Below are 19,177 nucleotides of genomic sequence, written 5' to 3' on the forward strand. Positions count from 1 at the left end.
AGCATAAAAATGAACATTTCGGGAGGATTTCTATCTTAGAAAGTTAGCTTTTCTGCTGAGCATAAAAACGTGGGGGATAAAGGATCTGAACGGGTTGGATCCCTTGCGACTGATAATAGGTCATAAACTGCTGGTAGTAATCTTCTACATCCTCTTCAATTTGAAGCAAGTTCTGTGAAAGGATCGGACGACAAAGAGGATAAAAGAAATCCAGCCCCAGTTCCATCAGATGGTGTCCCTGCAAATAGAGTTCTTCCTGAAGCTTCAGCCACTTTGGGTGACGATAAAAGAGTTGCTGCTGTATATACGTTAAAAATGTCCGATCGAGCTCGACTGCCATTTGCTGCATGGGTTGCGAAAGATAAGGAGTCCGTAAGACTTCCAGTAAAGACCTTTGGCCAAAAGGAAAAATTTCTGTTTGATAATGCAATCGCCCTCGTAAATCCTCATGAATGAGGTATTGCAGACGTAACTCTTTCTTTGTCAAATCCAATTCCCAAAGATGGAACCCGCGATTCTGACTAAAATAAAGAAAGCCAGCCTGCAGCTTTGTTAGTCTTTTCTTGAGCCACAACTTTTTACCAAGTAACCAATAGACCTGGTAACCATGGGATCGATAAGCATCGCTTCTCTCCTTCAAGCGTTCTAAAGATAGGGAGCTACACTGCACTTCCAAAGCTAAATTCTTGTCTACTACCAAAAGATCAGCAATTTGTTGAAAATCTGCTAAATAACTTTCTACCTCTGTTTTAGACTCCTTAGAGGCCCAGTTATAAAGACAAGCTTTCAATTCCAGATGTTCAAAACTCTCAGCTTCGTGATGATAGGGACAATGCTGTAATTCTACATGAGCAAAATGAGCCCGCATTACCGTGCCATTTTTTAGACGCACTGGACTATGACATGCTAGACAATAGAAGGGCCCTTCTGTCACAGCTGGGATCTCTTCCATACAGTTCCACCGCTTTTGATTGTTATCCATGGCAATAAACATAGACCCACCTCCTCATCTATATCATTCGAAAAAAAATAAGAAAAAGGCTGGAAATTCCAACCTTTTCTTCTTTTTATTCTTCAGAATCTGAATCTGAATCATCACTGTCGTCATCTGCAACAGGAGATTTACTCAATTCTTTCTGCATATCTTTCATTTCTTTACGAGTGCTTTCCAACTCTTCACGAGCATCTTTCAAGATTTCGATCAAAGCTTCACGGTCTTCTTTAGGAACGACTGTGCTATCTGAACCGATGCTTTCCAAGCCTTCATTAAAGATATCTTTTTGGTTTTCTAATCCTTGCTTTAAGGTACTAATCATTGCATCGTATTGTTCTTTTGCAGAACCTGTCACAGAAGTACCTGCTTCTTCAGTAATAGAAACAGATTGATCCATTAATTTTGCAAACAACTTTTTAAAGTCTCCAACTGTTTTAGCCTTGCTGATTTCAGCGTCTGTTAAGAGGCTAGAAGATGAAGTCTCTTCTGAATCTGTTGAAGTATCCTTGCTTTTTGAAGTGTTGGCAGATTTGCTCGTCACTTTAGTAGTTGATTGACTGTTTGAAGTTTCCTTCTTTGTGTCTTGTTTGTTTGAACAAGCAGCTAGGGAAACAATCGTCAAAAGAGCAGCTGTCGATAAGATCATTTTTTTCATAAAATGGTCTCCTTTATATTTATTTTACCTCATTCTACCATCGAATACTTTGATTGTCAAATTAATCACTAGTTCTTAATAATAGCAAAAAAGTTGGACAAAACACTGTGAAATCAGTGTTTCTGTCCAACTCCTCGATGATTAGTCATACAATTGTGACAATTTTATTAGTCTACTTTGCCACTAAAAAGGCCGTGAGCCTTCCCTTGGGGCATTTTTAAGGCAAAGCTCAGCAAAAAGACGATCCCTACAACCCCTGCTAAAAAGAAACTCATGACTTGGTAACCACCTCTTTCAATACAGAGGGCTGCGAGAGGTTGTAAAAGAATGGTTCCTAAATAACGAGCTCCTTGGACAATAGCCATGGCAAGAACCAAGTCTTTGCCATTCACCTGTTGGGCAATAAACCGTAAGGAGACCATAATCAAAACCATCCCTGTTGTATGCTTGGCTAAAAGAGTCAAAAGCACTTTTAAGAAGACAGGACTTGGAAGAGCGTAGACAACATATTGAGCAAAAATAATCCCGATTGGAAGAGCGATCAAAACCCGTAAAGGCCAGTGGTCCATGAATCGATCAGAGAAAAAGATCAAGGGAGCTTCCACTACGACGGAGATAGCCACAACTGTTGAGGCAATATGAACTGGTAGACCACTATCCATGAGTAGCTCAGGAATATAGGTATGACCAATATTTCCAACCCCTGAAGCCAAGCCAATCAACACAATAAAGAAGAGATAAGGTCCATTGTGAAGAAGAGGACGAATAGAGACAGGGTGTTTTTCCTTTTCTACGACTGTCTCTTTTTTCTTCATTCGAACCGCACTTAGACAGAAAATGCTGAGTAAAATGGTGATCAAAACCGTATAATAAACAGCTTGGGGGCTAAACTGATGATAGACCCAGCCGGCTATTTGGACACCGACCGAGTAGCCAATGGTTCCCCAAACGCGAATCTTCCCAAAAGCGTATGGACTTTGCGTTGCAAATACTTCCATCATGGGAGCTGTCACATTCAAACAGACTAGAACAATTCCGTAAAAAACGGTCAGCCAAAAGAGATTGGGGGCCCAAAGAAAACCGAAGACACCACCAATGATCACACTCAGACTGAGGGTCGTCATTTTTACGATTCCAAATCGCTCATTGATATAACCAAAGAAGGGTTGGGCTACCATGGATAAGAAAAAAGCAACCGATACCAAGGTCGACACTTGGGTTGCACTATAGTGCTTTCCCATCAAATAGACGGAAATGAGGGTCGTAAAGAGAGATGTGGACATAAAATAAAAACTATAGAGCAACATATAAGCCGCATAAGAATTTCGGAATTTTTTCATATGAATCCTTTCTAAAAATATCGGAATGAGACAATGACAAAACCCAACTGACAATCAGTTAGGTTTTATTTTACTCTTTATTATAGCGCTTTTGAGCCTCTTTTTTGCGTCTCTCACGACTTTGTTTTTCAATCGAGAGAATGATGACAAGAATGAGAATTGGAATCAAGATCAGGAAGTGATCCAGCGAAAGCCATTTACTGTGCTTAGCCGTTGTCTTTTTCCCACTTGCTGTTTCTTTGACACGCTCTGGCTTGGCCCCTTCTTCTACCTTCATATCATCTCGGATACCTTCAGACAACGTGTAGAGATCATTATCTACTGTCAGATAGCCATCTTTTACCGCAAGGGTCGGTTCTTTAGCACCTTTTTTGACCGTTGCATAGAAGGGTTTTTCAAGTGTATAGGTCTTGCCGTCAATCTTCTGGACACCTGCATCTAGCAATTTTTTATAGCCAAAATCTTTATAGGCTTTTTCGATCAAGGCATTGCCAAACGGGTGACGGTAATATTCCCCATCTTGGTCTGCCCAATCTCCTACGCCCATAATGACAGCAATTAAGCGCTGATTGCCCCGTTTGATGGTCGCGATATAGTTGAAAGCTCCACGAGGGCTTGAACCAGTTTTCAAACCATCCACACCTTTCAAGGCATACTTGGCTCCTGGCAATGAATAATTGTAGGTATCAAAGGTTTCCTCATATGGAGTCCCTTTTTTGACCGTGACTTGTGCTTGATTGGTATAGTTTAAAATATCTGGGTATTGATTGATAAAATGATAAACCAGAATCCCTAAATCACGCGCAGTTGTCTGGTTGGCCGCATCATTTGGATAATTGTTGACCTGATAGTAGCCCTGCAAGGTGGAGATGGCTGCCCCACTCGGGTTATTCCAGACCGTATTGGTCATCCCTAATTCCTTAGCCTTGGCATTCATGCGCTCGATAAAGGCATCTGGATCATTGTTGGACATGAGATTGGCCAACATGAGGGTCGATACATTTGAGGATGGAACCACTGTCATGGTAATCAACTCAGGAATGGTGTAGTCTACCCCAGCAACAATATTATTGTTGGAGATCTCATAGATCTTTCCGATCGCTTGGTCTGAAGCGGTCGCCTTGATCACTGTATCCTTACTGATCTTGCCATTTGCCATATCTTCAAACAAGAGATAGAGCGTCATGAGCTTACTCATGCTGGCAGGATCTCTGACTTCATCGATATTGTCTTTCCAAAGAACATTGCCCGTATTTCCGTCAATAATAAGCGAAGAATGTGGACGGTTAATGGCTTGGACATTGTCATTTGGGTACATCTTTTGCGCCATATCCACCAATTCATCCGCACTCGCTAGAATTGGCTGGCATAAGAGACTCAGAAGGAGGCAAATATGGATCAAATATTTTTTTATCATAAACTTTTCCTTTATAACAGAATATTCGCTGGGCGCTAAAACAAGCTTCTAGCCCTCATGCCCTTTCCTCTTGTCTCCCAGTAGATGAAAAGAGCTAATCCCAGCAGATGATTACTTGTATTGTACCATACTTTGAAGCAGAAAAAAACCTATCTGGCCCGAATAAATCGGCGATAGGTCCTGTTTTTTATCGACTTAACAAGCTCAAAGCTTCCTTATCCGCAATAATGGTCACATTTGGATGTCCTTGAAGGGCACTAGCTGGCACTTTTTCTGTCCTTTCACCTTCTACCGTACCTTTGATCGCTTGGGCTTTCGATTCCCCATAGGCAAACAAGACAATTGATTTCGCAGCTAAGATATTAGCAATTCCCATCGAAATGGCTTGGGTTGGTACATCTTCGATCTTATCAAAGAAACGAGAATTAGCTTCAATGGTAGAATCATCCAACTGAACTAAGTGGGTCTGACTATCAAAGGTTGTTCCTGGCTCATTAAAACCGATATGCCCATTGCGTCCGATTCCCAATATTTGAAGGTCCACTGGATGGTCTTCGAGTATTTTGTTATAACGGATTACTTCTTGATTGGCAGATTCTTCTACACCTGATGGGAGATAGCTTTCTTTGAATGGTTTGGCATCAAAGAGATTTTTCTCCATGAAATACCGATAAGATTGAGGATCATCTCCCGTCAACCCTACGTATTCATCTAAGTTCACACTGATTAGATTAGACAGATCCAAATCACTTTCACGAATTTGTTTATAAAACTCAAGGGGACTGCTTCCAGTCGCAAGACCTAAGGTTTGAGCACCTTCCTTTAAGGTTTCTTTTAATATATCAAAGGCAACTTTTCCACCCTCAATTTGGTCCTTTACTTCAATAATTTTCATTGGATAGACCTCCTATTTCTCTATGCTCTTATTATATGGTATAGACCAATTTTTGTCAAGTGAAACCGCTATCTTTTTCTGGCATTTTTTTCATTTTCAAGTCGATTCATGATATAATGAAAGGTATGATTGTATCACTATTATTCATCATTTTTTTGATCGGACTCCTTGTCTTTCTCTTATCTTTCTTGATTCATCAAAGAAAGATTCTCAAGGTCCTGATCTTTTTGATGGGAATTTGCCTGATGCTCTTAGCTGTCGGGACTACCATCTATCTACTCACAAATTTAGTATAAAAGGAGCGCAAATGAATACCAACGACTTTGACTTTGATTTGCCTGAAGAACTGATTGCCCAAACCCCTCTTGAAAAACGAGATGCCTCTAAACTCTTGATCCTCGATCGAAAAACAGGGCAATTCCAAGACCGTCATTTTGATGCAATTTTGGATGAATTGGAGCCAGGAGATGCTCTTGTCATGAACAATACGCGCGTTCTACCAGCCCGCCTTCATGGAGTCAAACCAGAAACAGGTGGTCACGTCGAATTCCTTCTCCTTAAAAATACGCAAGATGACTGTTGGGAAGTCTTGGCAAAACCTGCAAAACGCTTAAAGGTAGGGGCCACAGTCAGCTTCGGAGATGGTCGGTTGACCGCAACCGTTGAGGAAGAATTAGAGCACGGAGGCCGTATCGTTCGCTTCCACTACCAAGGGATCTTTTTAGAAGTTTTGGAAAGCCTTGGTGAAATGCCACTTCCTCCCTATATCCATGAAAAACTGGCTGACCGCGAGCGTTACCAAACCGTTTACGCCAAAGAAAATGGTTCTGCTGCAGCTCCGACGGCAGGTCTTCATTTCACCCAAGAATTGCTCCAAAAAATTGAAGCAAAAGGGGTTCACCTGGTCTATTTGACCCTTCATGTGGGCCTAGGAACCTTCCGTCCAGTATCCGTGGACAATCTTGAAGACCATGAGATGCACTCTGAATTTTACCAACTTTCTGAAGAAGCTGCTGCTACCCTTCGTCAGGTAAAAGCTGCAGGGAAACGTATCGTAGCCGTCGGAACGACTTCTATTCGGACCCTTGAAACGATTGGTAACAAATTTGATGGAGACATCCAGGCCGATTCAGGTTGGACCAATATTTTTATCAAACCAGGTTATGAATGGAAAGTCGTCGATGCCTTTTCAACCAACTTCCACCTTCCAAAATCAACTTTGGTCATGTTGGTTTCTGCCTTTGCTGGCCGTGAATTAACCTTAGAAGCATACCATCATGCTATTCAGGAACGGTACCGCTTCTTCAGCTTTGGGGATGCTATGTTCATCAAGTAAAGGAGTCTCTCATGAATAAAATTGAAAGCCGCCACCGCTTGATCCGCTCTATCATTTCTGAGCGTAGGATTCATACCCAACAAGAACTCCAAGAAGCCTTAGAAGCCAATGGGGTTCTCGTGACCCAATCCACCCTTTCACGGGATGTTAAATCCTTGAATCTAGTGAAAATTAACGAGGGGGATAGTTCCTACTATGCCATGAACACCATCGCTCCTTCCCGTTGGGAAAAGCGCCTGCGGATGTATATGGAAGATGCCTTAGTCATGTTGCGGCCCGTTCAAAACCAGGTCGTTGTAAAAACTCTTCCAGGGCTTGCCCAATCCTTTGGAGCTATCTTAGATGCACTGGAACTGGATCAAATTGTAGCTACTATCTGTGGGGACGATGTCTGCTTGGTCATCTGTGAAGACAACCAAGGAGCTTTGGATTGCTTTGAAAAATTAAAAGAATTCACCCCACCCTTCTTCTTTAGCAAATAAAAAGTTTGGAAACTTAGTTTCCAAACTTTTTATTTTGTCGCTAGGCGCTGAATGGCTTCTCGATAGATTTCCATCGCAGCGTAGAGATCGTCAATTTTTGCTCGTTCATTGGCCTGGTGCTCGGTCTGTTCTGCACCTGGGAAAAGAGCGCCGAAAGCTACACAGTTTTCCATAGTTCGCGCAAATGTCGCACCACCTGAAGACATGGCTGGTGTCCTATCCCCGGTTTCTTCCTGGTAGACGGCCATCAAAGAGCTGACTAAAGGACTATCTAGCGGTACATATAAAGGAGCCAAATAGTCAAATTCTTCATACTCCAACTGATAGCTAGCCGCAATTTCTTGCAGACGAGCTACTAAATTCTCCTTATCTGCTAGGACTGGAATTCGAATATCAATTCCGATTTCCGATTGCTCTTGATCGATCACAAGAGTCGCAAGATTGAAGGAAAGATCCCCACTTGGTTCATCTGTAATTTTTCCAAATAGGGCTTCTCCAGTTGCATCCTCACCAACAGCATCTGCAATAAAGAGCAAGGCTGGGTGGGGTTGGATGAGGGACAGACTTTCCGCTAAACCGACAATGGCATTCACTCCTTCGGCTGCATCTTTGGAGTGCTTTGAAACTCCCATAACCGTTACAGAATCTTCTGTTTGGCTATACTGAACCCCACTTTGATCCAAAACAGGAAGCAACTCTTCCAAACGATGACCAGCATAGGTCGCCTTGTCTGGAACAACATTGAGGGCCTGACCAGCCTGTAAAGAAAGATCATCCCAACCTGGGCCATGCAATTTCACTTGTAACAAGCCTTTTTCAGCATAGGTTAATGGGAAAGAAGAATCTGGCGCAAACCCAAGATCTGCTTGTTCTTCAATTTGATTGTAGCGGTTCATACAGCGCCACAAGGTTTCTTCATCCGTCCCAAAGATAAAGCGGATTCGTTTGGTAAACTGGATGCCATCATCTAGTAAACTCTTAACTGCATAGAGAGCAGCGAGTGACGGCCCCTTATCATCCTGTACACCACGACCTACTAGATAGTCACCGACAACAGTCGCTTCAAAGGGTGGCGTTTGCCAATCTTTTAGATCACCGGCTGGAACAACATCCAAGTGACAAAGAACGGCCAGGAGTTCTTCCCCCTGACCGATCTCTGCATATCCATAGTATCCTTCAGGATCTATATATGTTTGAAAACCTAATTCTCGAGCAAGCTCTAAGGTTTTTTCTAGGACATCTTGGATAGCTTGTCCAAACGGTGTTCCATTTTCCCCTTCGTTTAATACTGAGGGGTAAGAAATGATGGTTTGAAGCGAGTTTAAAAACTGCTCTTTTACATCGTTCTTTATTCTATTTTTCATGAAACACCTACTTTATTCTATTGCAAGAATGGAACCACAGTTCCTAGTAGAAGAAGGGCAATGGTGATCACAACAATCGCTACGACCAATTTACCCATGAATTTCCACCATGCACTCAAGTCAACACGTCCAAGAGCAAGAGCTCCCATTACGATACCTGAAGTTGGTGCGATCAAGTTCAAGACACCAGATGCAGATTGGTAAGCTGTGACAATCAAGCTACCTGGTACATTGACGAATTTACCAAGAGGTGCCATGATACCCATTGTTGCACTGGCAAGACCAGATGATGATGGGATCAAGAATGACATTGGCAAGTAGAAAATGTAAGTCAAGACAATGAACAATTGAGATGAAAGACCTTTCAGTCCTTCTTCACCCCAGTGAAGAATTGTCGCAGTGATCATACCGTCGTTCATGATGACTTGGATACCACGTGCTACCGCTACGATAAGAGCAACACTCAAGAGGTCAGCTGCACCATTCATGAAAGATGAAATGATTTTATCTTCTTTCAAGCCATAAATGATACCAACAAGGATTCCCATGAAGGCAAAGAGCATAGCTGTTTGAGGGAAGTACCATGTACCAAGAGCATCTGTGTTACCGATCAATTGACCAAGTACTGGAATTTTATGGAGAGATTCGTTGAAGGTTTCAAAGAATTTAATACCCAAATCTTTGAATGGGATAAATCCAGCAACCATGATAACGAATGTTGAGATGAAGACGAGCAAGACACGTTTTTGTTTCTTGTTCATTTGTGAAGGAATTTCTTCGCCACTATCAACATTGAAGTGTTTCAAATCTTCTTCACGAGTTGCATAGGTGAGAGATTTGGTTGGGTCTTTTTGAACCTTATCTGCATAACGGTATACATAGTATGTGCTAAGTCCTGTCAAGACAATCCAGAAGATTACACGGAGCAAGAGACCTGAAGCACTTGAGATACCTGCAGTATCAGAAGCGATAACTGTTGCAAATGGGTTCAATGTTGACGCCAAACATCCGATTTGGGATCCTAAGAGGATAATGGCTACCCCTGTCAAGCTGTCAAAACCAACGGACATCATAACAGGTACAAGAAGTGGATAGAAGGCCATGGTTTCTTCACCCATACCATAAGTTGTACCACCAAGGGCAAACAATGGCATCAAGATCAAAATCAACATTTTTTCGCGGCCTTTGTATTTACGAACGATAGAAGCAATCCCTACATCAAGGGTACCTGTTTCATTCACAACACCAAGGAAACCACCGACCATCAAGATAAAGAAGGCTACGTCAATCGCTGCACTGGTTGGTGCTTTACCAAGCATGGCATTGATTGGGGCCATCAAAACATCCCAAATTCCTTGAGGATGTGCTTTTACAGATTCATAACTACCTGCAATGATAGCACCTGCATCGTCAACCTTGTATTGACCAGCTGGAATAATCCAAGTTAACACTGCCATAATAGCAATGATAATTAACAATACGGAAAAAGATGAAGGCATCTTAAATCCTTTTTTTGTTTTTTCACTCATTTGTCTTCCTCCTAACGCAACAAAGTGTGAGTGATGTTTTACAAGAGTCTCTTGTAAAACGCTTACCTATAAACTTATTCTATCACAATAAGCTTTAAAATACTAGTTTTTTCCTAATTTTTCATTAGTCTTTTTGGATGATTGTTCCACTTTCAGACTCAATTAAAGCGCCAAGGTTTTCAAGTGACGTAATAACTGCTTTTCCTTCTGGACGACCATTGACGAAGGCAATCGCAGCTTCTACTTTAGGAAGCATGCTTCCTGGTGCAAATTGGTCTTGTTTGATATATTCTTCCAATTGAGCCACATTAACATGTTCCAATTTTGCTTGGTCTGGTTTGTTGTAGTTCACAAAGACATAATCGACACCAGTCAAGACGATGAAGAGGTCTGCTTCTACTAATTCAGCCAAACGTTGAGAGGCGAAGTCTTTATCGATTACCGCTTCAACACCAGATAAGCTACCATCTGCTTCTTTCACAACTGGGATACCGCCACCACCGGCAGCTACAACGACTTGACCGTTGTTCAACAAAGTACGGATGGTATTGATTTCTTTGATATCCACTGGTTTTGGTGAAGCCACAACTTTACGCCAGCCACGACCAGCATCTTCTTTGAAAGTTGCTCCTGATTTTTCAGCTTCTGCTTTTGCTTCTTCTTCTGAGTAGAATGGACCGATTGGTTTGCTGAGGTTGATAAAAGCTGGGTCGTTCTTATCAACAACGACTTGTGTCACAACAGAAGCCACGTCTTTTTCGATTCCTTCTTCAAGAAGAGCATTTTGAAGAGCATTTTGAAGCCAGTAGCCAATGCTTCCTTCGGTCATAGCAACTAATGAATCAAGTGGGAAAGCAGGGTTCTTTTCAGAGTTTGCTGCCAAGTGTTGGAGCAAGAGGTTCCCTACTTGAGGACCATTTCCGTGAGTGATGATCAAGTCATCCCCGTTTTTGATTAATTTGACTAAGTGTTTTGCCGTTTCTACAAGTGCTTCTTGTTGAGCTTGAGCAGAAGGATCAGATGAGAGAATAGCATTTCCTCCCAAAGCAACGACGATTTTTCTTGACATAAGGTATCCCTTTCTATAAAAAATAGGAGCAGGACTAAAGCTAGCAGTCCAGCCCCTATAGCTGTTGGTATACGGTTATAAAGTCTTAAACTTTTGGAATGTACAAGTTACCAAGAGTAGCTGCCATAACCGCTTTGATTGTGTGCATACGGTTTTCAGCTTGGTCAAAGTGACGAGCATATTTGCTGCGGAACACTTCGTCAGTAACTTCCATTTCTTCTACGCCGAATTTTTCAGCAACATCTTTACCGTAAACAGTATTTGTATCGTGGAAGGCTGGCAAGCAGTGCAAGAAGATCAAGTCTTCGTTATCAGCTTTCTTAATCAAATCCATGTTTACTTGGTAAGGTTTCAAAAGGGCAACACGTTCTGCAAATTTGTCTTCTTCACCCATTGATACCCAAACGTCAGTGTAAAGTACGTCTGCACCTTTCACTGCTTCGTCAGCATCTTCAGTGATCAAGATATGAGCGCCACTTTCTTTTGCAAATCCTTCTGCCAATTCAACGATTTCTTTTTCTGGGAAGAGTTCTTTTGGTGAGAAGATGTGTACGTTCACACCAAGGATAGCACCTGTTACAAGAAGGCTGTTCGCAACGTTGTTACGTCCATCACCACAGTATACAAGTGTCAAACCTTCCAAACGTCCAAAGTTTTCTTGAACTGTCAAGTAGTCTGCAAGCATTTGAGTTGGGTGCCATTCGTCAGTCAAACCATTCCAAACTGGAACACCTGAGAATTCAGCCAATTCTTCAACCATACGTTGGCTGAAACCACGGAATTCAATACCGTCAAACATACGTCCAAGAACTTTAGCAGTATCTTCTGTAGATTCTTTTTTACCAAGTTGGATGTCGTTTGCACCTAGGTATTCTGGGTGAGCACCAAGGTCGATAGCTGCTGTTGTGAAGGCAGCACGAGTACGAGTTGAAGTTTTTTCAAACAAAAGCGCAATGTTTTTACCAGCAAGATAGTGGTGTTCAATGTTGCGTTTTTTAAGGTCTTTCAAGTGAGCTGAAAGTCCGATAAGGTATTCTAACTCTGCACGTGTAAAGTCTTTTTCTGCCAAGAAGCTACGTCCTTGGAATACTGAATCTGTCATTTCTAATTGTCTCCTATTTTCTTTCTAGTATTGATCAGTAAGAAGGAAGAGCTGATCCCTCAAGACCAGCTCTCGGTCTTCTCTATTAGATTTCTTCACGTTCAAATGGCATTGACATACAACGAGGTCCACCACGACCGCGAACCAATTCACTTCCGCGGATCTTAATCAAACGAAGTCCGTATTCTTCTAATTTCTTGTTTGTAACTGTGTTACGGTCGTATACAACTACCACACCAGGTGCGATTGTAAGAGTATTTGAACCGTCGTTCCATTGTTCACGAGCAGCAGCAACCACATTGCCATCGCCACAAGGAATCAATGTAACTTTTTCAACACCAAGGTTTTCAGCAAGCAATTCAGCCAAATCACCTTTTTCTTCAACAATCTTCAATGCTTCATTTTCATATGTTACAGAGAAGACGCGAAGGTTGCCTTGGATTTCTGGGTGGATGGTGAATTTATCGTAGTCCACCATTGTGAATACTGTATCCAAGTGCATGAATTTACGGTTGTTCGCAAATTCGAAGGCCAATACTTTCTTGAAGCCAACGTTCTTCTTGAAGATGTTTACCAACAATTTTTCAATTGATGCAGCATCTGTACGTTGTGAGATACCAACTGCCAAGACATCTTTAGAAAGGACCAATTCGTCCCCACCTTCGATACGAGTATCTTCTTCACGGTTGTATACCAAATCTACATTACCACCATATACTGGGTGATATTTGAAGATGTATTTACCATACAAGGTTTCACGGTTACGTGTATCAGCATACATGTGGTTCAATGATACTGCATTCCCAATTGTAGCAAATGGGTCACGTGTGAAGTACAAGTTTGGCATTGGATCAATCGCAAATGGGTAGTCAGATTCAACAAGGTCAGTCAAGCCTTTGTCAGCTTCTGGAATTTCTGGAAGCTCAGCTTTTTGAAAACCAGCCATTGTTTTTTCAACCAATTCTTGGTTGTCTTCAATACCACGAAGGATTTCGCGAATAGCGTTTTTAGTTTGGCGTCCACGAATGTTTGCTTCATCAAGATATTCTTCGATGAATTGTTCGCGAATTTCTGGAGTAGTCAATGACTCAGCTGCCAATTTTTCAAGATAAAGTACTTCGATTCCTTCGTTACGAAGCGCTTGAGCAAAATTGTCGTGTTCTTTTTGTGCATCTTCCAAGAATGGAATATCATCAAAAAGAAGACGCTCTAGATAGTCAGGCATCAAGTTTTCCAACTCTTTACCTGGACGGTGCAACATTACTTTTTTCAGTTTTCCAATTTCTGAGAAAACATGAATTGGTTTAGTTGACATCTGTCATCCTCCTTTTTTCTTTGAGCTTGTTCACAAGCTTATTACAATTGTTATTATATTCTTTATTGGTACCGCTTTCACAAAGGATTCTACTTTTTGAATGCAAAGAATTTGGCGTTTTTTTGAATCTTTCCTATTTTTTAGTTAATATGAAGCGTTTTCTTTGCATATTTTGCCTTTTATATTATTTTTATGAATATATATTTTTTTGTAAAAAATAAAAAAAGATCAACAAATTAGTTGATCTCTTCAAAACTCTTTAAAAAGTAGGCTGTATCTAGAAAAGTTAGTTGTTTTCTCTCATACTGGATCTTATGAGAATCGATGAGTTTCTTTAAAACTTGATTGACGGTTTCTCGGGTTGTGGCTGCTAATTTGGCCATTTCCTTCATACTAATTGGAAATGGAAGCTGATTTCCTAGACTTTCATAATCCTTGCACAGAATGGCTAAGGATTGAATCACGCGCTCACTGGCACTAGCTGTCACGACATTACGCAAGCGCAACTCTTGAAATTCTAGGATGGAGGATAGCTTTCTCGTAATAAAGAGCAACTGCTCCTTGCTCTCTTGGGCATATAATTCATAGAGATTGACGGGGATCACGAAACAACGCAAATCCGTCACCGCACTAGCTGTATAATGGTAACGCTCATCCTGGAACATCCCACCATAAGGGAACAAAGCTCCCTTCTTTATATAATCCATATAGGAGAATTGGTCCGACGAATCAAATTGCTCAATACGAGCAAAGCCTTTTGCCAGAAGAAAAATGCGCTCCCGCTTATCTCCTGCATAAAATAAAATTTGTCCTTTAGGGATATCCCTGGCATGAATTTCAACAGCTAATTTATCAAATAGCTCCACTGGTAGCTCAGAAAAGGCTGGATGCGAGCGGAGCAACTGGTAATCTTCCTTTGTAATCATGTCTATACTTCCTCTTATTACTATTAGTAGTATAACATACTTTTTATAGAAAAGGGAAAGAAGTCTCTTTAGAACAGAAAAGTAATTCGAAACACCAAGTCATTTTCATGATACTTTGTTAAAAGAAAAGGTCTGAGCAAAACTCAGACCTTTTGTCGATTATTCATTCATATTGACACGATGCCATTCATTGATAACATAAGCCAATTGTCCCAATTGATAAAGACCAACGCCACTGATTTCAGAACTTTCTGGAGTCGTACCTCCAAGTCCTGCAGTGTAAATGGCAACCAAATAAGGAGTCGATTCACGGACAATCGCATCCACATTAAGTGCTTCAGCAACATATCCTGGTTTTTGTTGAATCACCAAATCTGGCAAGAATTTTTTATAGTACTCACCTGGGAAAGACTCCCCGATCAGTTCTAGTAAATCCGCATATTTTTCTTGATGATTCCAAAGATATTCCAAGACATGGATGTAATAATCCGTTGTCGTTTTATTATCTTCGCTAAAGGTTTTAACCTCTGGTGAACGGGATTGACCATAACGACTGAATAACTTGCGCGCTTGCTCCATCCCCCCTAAACGATCTGCCAAAGCATAGGCTGGGGTATTTTCAGAGTAAACCAATGAATAGCGCTGCATATCAGGGATAGACATGGCTCCATCAAAGGCAGCAACGTAATTGTCATGCTCCCCTACATATTCATAGTAGGTATTGGTAATATCAAATCGATCTGTTAAATTGAGTTTACCCTTTGCGACTTCATCCACCACCAACATGTTCAAGGGTAGCTTATAGGTACTACCTGCCGTCATTGGTTGAAGATCATTCATGGCAAATTGCTCTCCAGTAATGGCATTGCGATACGTGAAGGCAACTTGTGACGGATCAATTCCACTTTCCGCTAGGAAATCCTGAACAACCTCTACCAAACCTTTATTAGCATAATCATAGACAAGGCCATAAGCGCTCATCGTTTCCATGTCTGCATCTACTACTGCTTGCTTAGCTTCAGGAGATTTGACACGCGGTTTTTTCGTCTCAGGGGTAGACTTTTCGATATCTTGTTCTTTTGCTTCTTTTGTTTTCTTTGCTTTTTTTTCAATTGCTGATGCTGTTGGTTGCGTAAGATGCAAGTAGCCCAGTGCGCTTGTTCCCACTAAGCACAATAAAATACTGACCGCAATCATGATCGAGCGTAGATTAAAATATTTTTTCATACGAGATTAATTATAAAAGATTCTACTGAAAATAACAAGAATTATCAGAAAGAGAAAACGGTTTCTTTTTAAAAAGTTTTTTTCTTTTCATAAAAGGGTTATTTCCGTTTAAAGGAGCCCATAATTAGCTTAGCGATCTCACGCGCAATCGTCCGGAATAAGGAACTCAAGAAGGAATCTTTTGCCTTTTCAAGACTAGATTTTCTTGGACGACCCGGACTACGTTTTTGAGCTGCCTTATCTGCTGCAGCCTCTTCCTTTTCTGCTTCTTTTTGCTCTTTTTCTTGTGCTTCCTTGCTTGCTTTAGCTGCTAATTTTTCATAGGCAGATTCTCGATCAATCGTCGTCGCATACTTTTGATGGAAAGGCGATGTCGTGATCAAGGCCAATTGTTCACTCTCATTTAAGAGGTCAAAACTCGATTGAGGAGAGAGAATATAAGCACGCTCAACCACACTAGGCTGTCCCTTTTCATTGAGGAAAGAAACCAAGGCTTCCCCTGTTCCTAATTCTGTGATCACTGTTTCTGTATCAAAATCTGGATTTGGACGAAAACTTTGGGCAGCAACCTTGATCGCCTTCATTTCTTTGGGTGTATAAGCTCGAAGTGCATGCTGAACACGATTTCCAAGCTGTGCCAAAACAGATTCTGGAAGGTCTTGAGGATTTTGGGTAATAAAGTAAATCCCTACACCCTTCGAACGAATCAGGCGTACCACTTGCTCGACCTTCTCAAGAAAGAGCTTGCTTGCATCCTTAAAGAGGAGATGCGCTTCATCAAAGAAGAAGACCAGTTTTGGCTTTTCAGGATCCCCAACCTCTGGAAGTGTTTCAAAGAGACGAGACAGCATCCAAATCAAAAAGGTTGAGTACAATTTTGGTGAATGAAAGAGCTTTGTAGCCGAAAGAATATTGATATAACCACGACCAGATGCATCGAGTTGCATGAAGTCATTTAAATCAAGTGCGGGCTCTCCAAAAAACTGGTCTGCTCCTTCTTCTTCGAGAACCAAGAGACTTCTTTGGATGGCTCCGACAGATTGTTTGGTGATATTGCCATATTGGGCCGAATAGTCTGAACTGTGTTCATAGACTTCCTTTAAAAGGCTTTGCAGGTCCTTCAAATCAATCAAGGGCCAATCTTTCTCTTGGGCCACTTTAAAGACAATTGCGAGAATTCCTGATTGGGTTTCATTCAAATCAAGCAGACGAGAAAGAAGCAATGACCCCATCCCTTCGACAGTCGCACGAACAGGATGACCAGCTTGACCAAAGACATCCCACAATCGAACAGGGAAGGCTTGTGGCTCAAACGGATCTGTGATCCCAAGAAGCTTGTAGCGTTCTTCCAATTTTGGTGTCCATTGCCCAGCTTTGGCTAAGCCAGATAAATCTCCCTTGATATCAGCTAGAAAGACCGGAATGCCTTCTTTGCTTAATTTTTCTGTTAGAACCTTGAGCGTAACCGTTTTTCCTGTTCCAGTTGCACCTGCAATCAAGCCATGACGATTCAACATCCGCAAATAGATAGGCGTCTCAACGGCTCCTTTAGTAATGGTAATACTAGTCATTTCATTTCTCCCTGAATGTTTCAGTTTTCATTTTAAGGTTTATCTTTTCCTTGCCTAGGCCCTTCAAACCAGGCTTCAGACAAGTAAGACACACTCCTACTAGTGTATCATTTTCCTGACCAAACGCAAGAAATTATACTCCGATTTTCCGGATGCACATAAAAAAATCTATAAGAGCCAATACTAGCTCTTATAGATTTCTTCATTTTATTATTTTGCTGCTGCAAACAATTCATTCACTTTATTCCAGTTGATCACTGAGAAGAAAGCTTTGATGTAGTCAGGACGTACATTACGGTATTTCACGTAGTAGGCATGTTCCCAAACATCCAAACCAAGGATTGGTGTTTTACCTTCAGAGATTGGTGTATCTTGGTTTGCTGTTGAAGTCACTTCGAGTTTGCCTTCTTTGTTGACAACCAACCATGCCCAGCCAGAACCAAAACGTGTCGTTGCTGCTGCTGTGAAGGCTGCTTTGAAGTCTTCAAATGAACCAAATGTAGCATCAATCGCTGCAGAAAGTTCTGCTGAAGGAGCTGTTTGTTCTGGAGTCATCAATTCCCAGAAAAGAGCGTGGTTCAAATGACCACCACCATTGTTGATCACAGCTTGGCGAATATCAGCTGGAATGGATTCAACATCAGCTAACAAGCTTTCAAGGTCTTCTCCAATTTCAGGATGTTTTTCAAGAGCTGCATTCACATTGTTTACATATGTTTGATGGTGTTTATCATGGTGCAAATGCATGGTTTCTTCATCGATATAAGGTTCCAATGCATCATAAGCATATGGTAATTCTGGTAAAATGATAGCCATTTTATGGTCCTCTTTTCTTTATTACTGACTTGATGATAACGCAAACAGCTAAATTATTCAACTAATCTGCTTGCGATTTCATTCATCGTTAGACGCTATTCGCTACTTTCAACAGGGCCAAATCAAATAAGTAGTCTTTTTCATATGTTCCACTTTTAATCGCATAATCCGTCTCGATGAAGGTCATCATAGCTTGCTTCAAAAAGGACAGGGAAAGCCTGCGGCTATCCCGTAGGGCGAACTTCACCTGGTAAGGATTGACCTTGCGTCCTGACAAGTCCGACAAGTTCGCTACAATTTGGCTTTCGGATTGGCCTTCTTCTGAGAAAATTTTAACTTGAGAAAACATTCGGAATTGCCCCAACAAAATAGCGATCAATTTTATTTCATCTTCTCCTTGTAAGCGAAGATCCTTAACCAAATTTCGGACTTGATCGATTTGGCGTTTGAGAATCATCTGTGTCAGATCAAAAATATTATCTTGCAAGGACTTTGGAACAACCTCCTCGATATCTTGGAGGGTAATCTGACCATCTTCTTTATAAGCCTGCAATAGAGCGAGATTCTTCTGTAACTCTCCAAAATCATAGCCAGATTTTAAGAGCAACTGGTCCAAGGAATCGCCCACAAAGTGTAAGCCCAATTCTTGCGCCTGACCAGAAAAATAACGCTTTAAATCTTGCTCTTTAGGAGTGGTCGCTTCAATGATTTGGGCATCCCGTTTTAGGAGTTTGACCAAGCGGCGCTTACTATCTAATTTTCCTTCTGCAAATATCACCAAACGGGTCGATTCAGAAGGATTTTCCAGATAATTTTCAAATTGCTTCAGATCTTCATCGGTTAAATTGCGTTTTTTGGCAGTGGTCAAATCCAATAAGTGATCCAAAATCACGATTTTTTCATCTGCAAAAAAGGGAAGACTGACCAAATCCAGCTCGACCTCAGCATAGGAGGCTTCCTTCATATCAAAATAAGAATAATTCAAATCTGAGGGATCATAGCCTATTTTTTTTAAAATGTCTTTTTTTAACCATTCAAATTGACCTACATCCTCACCCGTCAAAACAAGAATAGGAGGCAGAGTTTGAACCGTCAGATGTTTAGTGTCAATAATTGCTTGCATGAAACTCTCTTATCTT

At 41.3% G+C, this 19,177-nt stretch carries 17 protein-coding genes; 2 read left to right on the plus strand and 15 right to left on the minus strand.

Translation table 11 applies throughout. The annotated features are described in order from the left end of the window. Positions 1-43 precede the first annotated feature (43 nt). The 5 genes from HMPREF3002_RS08875 to HMPREF3002_RS08895 form a co-directional block, all read right to left on the minus strand. Positions 44-994, minus strand: coding sequence for a competence protein CoiA family protein (locus tag HMPREF3002_RS08875; protein WP_070666257.1), 951 nt, complete (start codon positions 992-994; stop codon positions 44-46). A 73-nt stretch (positions 995-1,067) separates the two neighbouring features. Next, positions 1,068-1,649 carry an LptM family lipoprotein gene (locus HMPREF3002_RS08880; protein ID WP_070666260.1) on the minus strand — a complete coding sequence of 194 codons (582 nt, stop codon included), beginning with the start codon at positions 1,647-1,649 and terminating at the stop codon, positions 1,068-1,070. A 167-nt stretch (positions 1,650-1,816) separates the two neighbouring features. After that, entirely contained in the window at positions 1,817-2,989 is a 1,173-nt protein-coding gene (locus HMPREF3002_RS08885) for an MFS transporter (protein WP_070666263.1), read from the minus strand. A 70-nt stretch (positions 2,990-3,059) separates the two neighbouring features. Further along, the gene (locus HMPREF3002_RS08890) at positions 3,060-4,406 is read right to left on the minus strand and encodes a DUF1958 domain-containing protein (RefSeq protein WP_070666265.1); all 1,347 of its coding nucleotides are present in this window, start codon (positions 4,404-4,406) and stop codon (positions 3,060-3,062) included. Positions 4,407-4,593: 187 nt separating this feature from the next. Then, positions 4,594-5,301: a glucosamine-6-phosphate deaminase gene (locus HMPREF3002_RS08895; protein ID WP_070666270.1), complete on the minus strand. Its 708-nt coding sequence runs from the start codon at positions 5,299-5,301 to the stop codon at positions 4,594-4,596. A 307-nt stretch (positions 5,302-5,608) separates the two neighbouring features. Between HMPREF3002_RS08895 and queA the strand changes: the two genes are divergently transcribed. Next, complete coding sequence (queA, locus tag HMPREF3002_RS08905) at positions 5,609-6,637, plus strand: tRNA preQ1(34) S-adenosylmethionine ribosyltransferase-isomerase QueA (RefSeq protein ID WP_003006367.1); 1,029 nt, start codon at positions 5,609-5,611, stop codon at positions 6,635-6,637. Positions 6,638-6,648: 11 nt separating this feature from the next. After that, the gene (locus tag HMPREF3002_RS08910; RefSeq protein WP_009732532.1) at positions 6,649-7,119 is read left to right on the plus strand and encodes an arginine repressor; all 471 of its coding nucleotides are present in this window, start codon (positions 6,649-6,651) and stop codon (positions 7,117-7,119) included. Positions 7,120-7,148: 29 nt separating this feature from the next. Here the strand turns inward: HMPREF3002_RS08910 and HMPREF3002_RS08915 are convergent, their stop codons facing one another. The 10 genes from HMPREF3002_RS08915 to holA form a co-directional block, all read right to left on the minus strand. After that, on the minus strand, positions 7,149-8,483 hold the full coding sequence (locus tag HMPREF3002_RS08915; RefSeq protein WP_070666273.1) for a dipeptidase: 1,335 nt from the start codon (positions 8,481-8,483) through the stop codon (positions 7,149-7,151). A gap of 17 nt (positions 8,484-8,500) precedes the next feature. Then, positions 8,501-10,012 carry a YfcC family protein gene (locus HMPREF3002_RS08920; RefSeq protein ID WP_049490506.1) on the minus strand — a complete coding sequence of 504 codons (1,512 nt, stop codon included), beginning with the start codon at positions 10,010-10,012 and terminating at the stop codon, positions 8,501-8,503. A 124-nt stretch (positions 10,013-10,136) separates the two neighbouring features. Beyond that, positions 10,137-11,081, minus strand: a complete 945-nt coding sequence (gene arcC, locus HMPREF3002_RS08925) for a carbamate kinase (protein ID WP_023917657.1) — start codon at positions 11,079-11,081, stop codon at positions 10,137-10,139. Positions 11,082-11,166: 85 nt separating this feature from the next. Next, entirely contained in the window at positions 11,167-12,183 is a 1,017-nt protein-coding gene (gene argF / locus HMPREF3002_RS08930) for an ornithine carbamoyltransferase (RefSeq protein ID WP_021152877.1), read from the minus strand. Between the two features lie 85 nt (positions 12,184-12,268). Further along, on the minus strand, positions 12,269-13,498 hold the full coding sequence (gene arcA, locus HMPREF3002_RS08935; protein WP_003017680.1) for an arginine deiminase: 1,230 nt from the start codon (positions 13,496-13,498) through the stop codon (positions 12,269-12,271). A 236-nt stretch (positions 13,499-13,734) separates the two neighbouring features. Then, positions 13,735-14,424, minus strand: coding sequence for a Crp/Fnr family transcriptional regulator (locus tag HMPREF3002_RS08940; protein WP_021152876.1), 690 nt, complete (start codon positions 14,422-14,424; stop codon positions 13,735-13,737). A 159-nt stretch (positions 14,425-14,583) separates the two neighbouring features. Then, positions 14,584-15,651, minus strand: a complete 1,068-nt coding sequence (locus HMPREF3002_RS08945; RefSeq protein WP_037599267.1) for a serine hydrolase — start codon at positions 15,649-15,651, stop codon at positions 14,584-14,586. A gap of 98 nt (positions 15,652-15,749) precedes the next feature. Further along, the gene (locus tag HMPREF3002_RS08950; protein WP_049472134.1) at positions 15,750-17,222 is read right to left on the minus strand and encodes a helicase HerA-like domain-containing protein; all 1,473 of its coding nucleotides are present in this window, start codon (positions 17,220-17,222) and stop codon (positions 15,750-15,752) included. A gap of 210 nt (positions 17,223-17,432) precedes the next feature. Next, complete coding sequence (sodA, locus tag HMPREF3002_RS08955) at positions 17,433-18,038, minus strand: superoxide dismutase SodA (protein WP_070666276.1); 606 nt, start codon at positions 18,036-18,038, stop codon at positions 17,433-17,435. 88 nt (positions 18,039-18,126) lie between these two features. Then, entirely contained in the window at positions 18,127-19,161 is a 1,035-nt protein-coding gene (holA, locus tag HMPREF3002_RS08960) for a DNA polymerase III subunit delta (protein ID WP_070666279.1), read from the minus strand. Positions 19,162-19,177: the final 16 nt, after the last annotated feature.

It is taken from the genome of Streptococcus sp. HMSC065E03 (assembly GCF_001815045.1).
GTDB classification, from domain to species: domain Bacteria; phylum Bacillota; class Bacilli; order Lactobacillales; family Streptococcaceae; genus Streptococcus; species Streptococcus parasanguinis_AD.

Bases quoted from the DNA above. Each gene is read 5' to 3' on its own strand.
- HMPREF3002_RS08915 (WP_070666273.1), bottom strand. From the start codon at position 8,483: ATGAAAAATAGAATAAAGAACGATGTAAAAGAGCAGTTTTTAAACTCG.
- arcC (WP_023917657.1), bottom strand. From the start codon at position 11,081: ATGTCAAGAAAAATCGTCGTTGCTTTGGGAGGAAATGCTATTCTCTCA.
- HMPREF3002_RS08885 (WP_070666263.1), bottom strand. From the start codon at position 2,989: ATGAAAAAATTCCGAAATTCTTATGCGGCTTATATGTTGCTCTATAGT.
- HMPREF3002_RS08920 (WP_049490506.1), bottom strand. From the start codon at position 10,012: ATGAGTGAAAAAACAAAAAAAGGATTTAAGATGCCTTCATCTTTTTCC.
- HMPREF3002_RS08950 (WP_049472134.1), bottom strand. From the start codon at position 17,222: ATGACTAGTATTACCATTACTAAAGGAGCCGTTGAGACGCCTATCTAT.
- HMPREF3002_RS08945 (WP_037599267.1), bottom strand. From the start codon at position 15,651: ATGAAAAAATATTTTAATCTACGCTCGATCATGATTGCGGTCAGTATT.
- arcA (WP_003017680.1), bottom strand. From the start codon at position 13,498: ATGTCAACTAAACCAATTCATGTTTTCTCAGAAATTGGAAAACTGAAA.
- argF (WP_021152877.1), bottom strand. From the start codon at position 12,183: ATGACAGATTCAGTATTCCAAGGACGTAGCTTCTTGGCAGAAAAAGAC.
- holA (WP_070666279.1), bottom strand. From the start codon at position 19,161: ATGCAAGCAATTATTGACACTAAACATCTGACGGTTCAAACTCTGCCT.
- HMPREF3002_RS08895 (WP_070666270.1), bottom strand. From the start codon at position 5,301: ATGAAAATTATTGAAGTAAAGGACCAAATTGAGGGTGGAAAAGTTGCC.
- HMPREF3002_RS08875 (WP_070666257.1), bottom strand. From the start codon at position 994: ATGTTTATTGCCATGGATAACAATCAAAAGCGGTGGAACTGTATGGAA.
- queA (WP_003006367.1), top strand. From the start codon at position 5,609: ATGAATACCAACGACTTTGACTTTGATTTGCCTGAAGAACTGATTGCC.
- HMPREF3002_RS08940 (WP_021152876.1), bottom strand. From the start codon at position 14,424: ATGATTACAAAGGAAGATTACCAGTTGCTCCGCTCGCATCCAGCCTTT.
- sodA (WP_070666276.1), bottom strand. From the start codon at position 18,038: ATGGCTATCATTTTACCAGAATTACCATATGCTTATGATGCATTGGAA.
- HMPREF3002_RS08910 (WP_009732532.1), top strand. From the start codon at position 6,649: ATGAATAAAATTGAAAGCCGCCACCGCTTGATCCGCTCTATCATTTCT.
- HMPREF3002_RS08880 (WP_070666260.1), bottom strand. From the start codon at position 1,649: ATGAAAAAAATGATCTTATCGACAGCTGCTCTTTTGACGATTGTTTCC.
- HMPREF3002_RS08890 (WP_070666265.1), bottom strand. From the start codon at position 4,406: ATGATAAAAAAATATTTGATCCATATTTGCCTCCTTCTGAGTCTCTTA.